At 65.4% G+C, this 3,453-nt stretch carries 3 protein-coding genes and 1 pseudogene; all 4 read right to left on the reverse strand.

Features of this window, described 5'->3' with window-relative positions:
- A pseudogene (locus ACDELDRAFT_RS20360) lies at positions 1-158 on the reverse strand (RAQPRD family integrative conjugative element protein); the annotation flags it as partial.
- A 98-nt stretch (positions 159-256) separates the two neighbouring features.
- Positions 257-1,018, reverse strand: a complete 762-nt coding sequence (locus ACDELDRAFT_RS20365) for a TIGR03747 family integrating conjugative element membrane protein (RefSeq protein ID WP_005799964.1) — start codon at positions 1,016-1,018, stop codon at positions 257-259.
- On the reverse strand, positions 1,015-3,204 hold the full coding sequence (gene traD, locus ACDELDRAFT_RS20370) for a type IV conjugative transfer system coupling protein TraD (protein WP_005799965.1): 2,190 nt from the start codon (positions 3,202-3,204) through the stop codon (positions 1,015-1,017). The genes ACDELDRAFT_RS20365 and traD overlap by 4 nt, the downstream gene beginning before the upstream one ends.
- Before the next feature lie 4 nt (positions 3,205-3,208).
- Positions 3,209-3,453: integrating conjugative element protein (locus ACDELDRAFT_RS20375; RefSeq protein WP_005799966.1), on the reverse strand; the 245-nt coding region annotated here is incomplete at its 5' end.

Genomic DNA, 3,453 nt, shown 5'->3' on the forward strand with positions numbered 1-3,453 from the left:
CGCTCCAGCGCGTCGAGCTGGCGCAGCGCGGCGACCAGCTCCTGGCGCTGCGCGGGGGGCTCGGCCAACGTCATCGGGGACTGGCCCAGCAGGAGGGCCGTCACGAAAAAAGTGGGCACGCCGCGATGCGCGGCGCGCTGCCAGATCGGAGCCAACATCGCGCCATTCCTGTGTGATCAGCAATGGCTTGATCGTGGGCAGCGAGGGGCTTTTAGGCCGCAAACAATAGGAACCTGCGGATGACCGGATTGATGGTCTAGAGGTACTTCTTGAAGCTGCCTGCGGTCAGGCTCACGGCCAGTCCCAGCAAGGCGGCGCTCGGCAGCAGGATCAGCAATGGATGCACCGAGATCGGCAAGGCCAGGTACGTGACCCAAGGCAGCACGGCCAGAGGCATCAGGCTCGCCTTCGCCCGGTGGTAGATGAAGCCGGATTCCCGGCCCGCGCCGAACCGGCGCACGTCGCGCCGCACCAGGCCGTCGATCAGGCCAACGAATGACGCGGTGAAGATCAGCGGCAGCGTGAGCACCAGGACCAGCAGGCGCACCAGGAACGTGAGCGTCGTGAAAGCCGCGGCGATCAGGTAGCGCTCGGTCCAGACATAGACCTGGCTGATGTAGTAGCGGAAGTTGCGGCCCCCGTTCTGGTCCTTCCGGTGGCTGGGCGCGCGGGCGCGCTCGGCGGTCTGGCTCATGCGCTCCAGCAGCCCCGAGCGCACGAACACCCATTCGTAGCCGGTGTCCACCAGCTCGTGCGCCGTGCGTCCGGGCTCTTGAACCACCACGCTGCGCGTGAAGTGACTGGACAGGTGCCCCAGCTCGTACTGCAACATCTGCTGGGAGTGGCGCCAGCCCTGGTCCTTCCAGAACAGGTGCATGCCGACGCACTCGATCACGATCGAGAACAGCAGCGAGCCGATCAGCACCCCGAGCAGCCGGAACGGCAAGGTGATAGTGCTGACGATCAGGCCCTGGCGCTGGTTCTGCTCCCGCTGCGCAGTCGAGGCGGCATCTTTCATGACGCGGCCTCGTTGCCGGCCGCGTCTTCGGCGCCAGTGGCAGCAGCAGGTGAATTCGTTGCCGCGTCATCGAGCAGATCCTCCGGCAAGCCCGCATCCTGCAGGGCCGGCGAACTGGTGAACTCCCACCACTGGGTCGCGTCGGTGTAGCTCTGGCGCATGTAGCCCGCGAGCTGCTGCAGGTCCTGCGGCATCACTTCGTCCGGGTCCGGCGCCGGCAGCGGCATGCGAACCTTCCAAAGCTGTCCTCCCTGGATCAATGCGAAACATTGACCTTTGGGTAGGCCCACCATATGCGACGGCTCGATCATCGGCACGCTGGACATGCTGATGCGATCCTGCGTATTGCTGGTGAAGTCCGTCGCCCCACGGATGTCGGAGCTATCGGTCGCGCCCGACACAATGGTGGTGGTATAGACCTCGACCTTCGGCAATTGTTGGGTCAGCAGTTCGGCAGTGGCCGTCTCGCGCACGCGCAGCATGAACAGATTGTTGAAGTTGCCGATGACCTGACCCGCCTTAGCCCGGTTGCCGATGCGTGCCTCGATGTCGGAAAGCGTCTGCGTGTAGGCCGTGACCTGGATGCCGGCGCCACCGCCCTTGTTGATCATCGGGATGAACTCGTCGCCCATGAGTTCGTTGAATTCATCGGCATGGACGTTGATCGGCACGCGCGCGCCGGCCGAAGCGCCCGGCAGGCCATCGTCGATCCCGTGCTTGTAGATATGGCCTGCGACCGATACGAGATCGCTGAACATCGAGTTGCCGACCGCTGCGGCGACCTCGGCATCGGACAGCGCGTCCAGGCCCACATAGACGATGGCCCGCTTCCTAATGACTTGCATCCAATCGAAGATCGGGCGCGGGTCGGCCAAGTCGGAATAGTTCGGGGCCAGAAGCTGGGAAATCTTCCCGCTGGTGAGCTTCTCCAGCAGCGGCAGCAACGATGCGACGATCTTGTCGAAATACGTCTTGTCGTAGCGGACCGCCGAGCGCAGGCCGTCGAGCACGGGGTCGTAGTTTCGGGTTTGGCTCAGGTACTGCTCCAGCGCCACCACACGCTTTTCGCGCCCGATCATGTTGCGCGGGACGTTCTTGTCGTTCAGCTTCGCTTCGAGCTGGACGATGATTTCCCAAGCCTTCGGCTCATGCTTGGCAAAAAATTGTTGCGCGTACTCCAGAAACAGCGCGTCGATGTTGATGACGTGCCGCTGGATCAGCATGTAGTCCGGGCGCTGACCCAGTTCCACCAGGGCGCGGGCGATGATGTTGACGAAGCGCCACGCGAACTCCCTGAAGGCTGCGCTGTTGCCTTCGCCGGAGAGCTGGCCCGCGATGCGGGTGGCGACTTCCGAGATGCGACCGAAGCGGCCTACGGCGTTGTAGCGCGCGGAAATTTCCGGCCAGCCCAAATGGAAGACATAGAACTCGCCTTCGCGGCCCGCGCGCTTGGCCTCGACATACATCCGCTTCAGGAGATCGGCATCTCCTTTAGGGTCGATGACGATCACGACCTCATGCTCGCCTGCGGCGTTCTTGCGCCGGATGTCCTGCGTCACGAACAACTCGGCCAACCGGGTCTTGCCCACTCGCGTGGTGCCCAGTACCAGCGAGTGCCCGACGCGCTCGCCCAGCGGCAGGCTGACGTCCACCTCCTCGGGTTCGATGCCGTGCAGGCGCGGCAGGCCGCCCACTGGCGGCAGCGGCCGCACCGGGTTGCAAGGCACGTCCCATCCGGTGAGTTTCGACAGCCGGGACAGCGGGAACGGCGCGAACTCCAGCCGTTCCTCCAGACGCCGGGCCAGCCGATAGGCCGGCGTCGGCTCGACGTAGCGCCGAAACTCCGGCCGGTACGTCTGCATGAGCCTATGGGTGTGCTTCTGCTGCCACAGGAACCCGCGCCCCACGAACAGCCGCTGCTGGCTGACCGGCACGTCCTTGCTGGTCATCACGTAGCGCGGCAGGCGGCGGATGTTGCGCCGATAGCGCAGGATGACGCGGGCATCGTGGTAGCGGATCGCGCCATAGGCCCCGAACGCCAGCGCGCTGCCGACGCCCATGGCGGGGCTCAGCGCGAGCGACCACGGGGCCACCAGGGACAGAAACGCGGCGCCTGCACACGCCGCGACGGTATATAGCTCCACCGCTGGGCGGAGCAGAACCTCGACCGGCTGTTTCCCCGACATGGCTTCATTGCTCGATGCCGGTGGCCGTGATCAGCGCCGGGTAGTGCCGCAGGCCCAGACGCTCAGCCAGGTCGTCGCCGGATACGGGCGCGAGGGGCACGCCAGGCACCAGGGCGCGCAGCCGCGCCAGGCCTTGCACGGTCTCGACGTTGACCACCAAGCCGACCGCGCCGCGCTCGCGCAATGAGCCTGCTTGGTGCTGCAACCAGGCCTGGGAAGCCTCGTCGTCGCCCACGACCACGAAGGGCC

Origin of the sequence: Acidovorax delafieldii 2AN (genome assembly GCF_000175235.1) — a bacterium.
Lineage (GTDB): Bacteria > Pseudomonadota > Gammaproteobacteria > Burkholderiales > Burkholderiaceae_C > Acidovorax > Acidovorax delafieldii_B.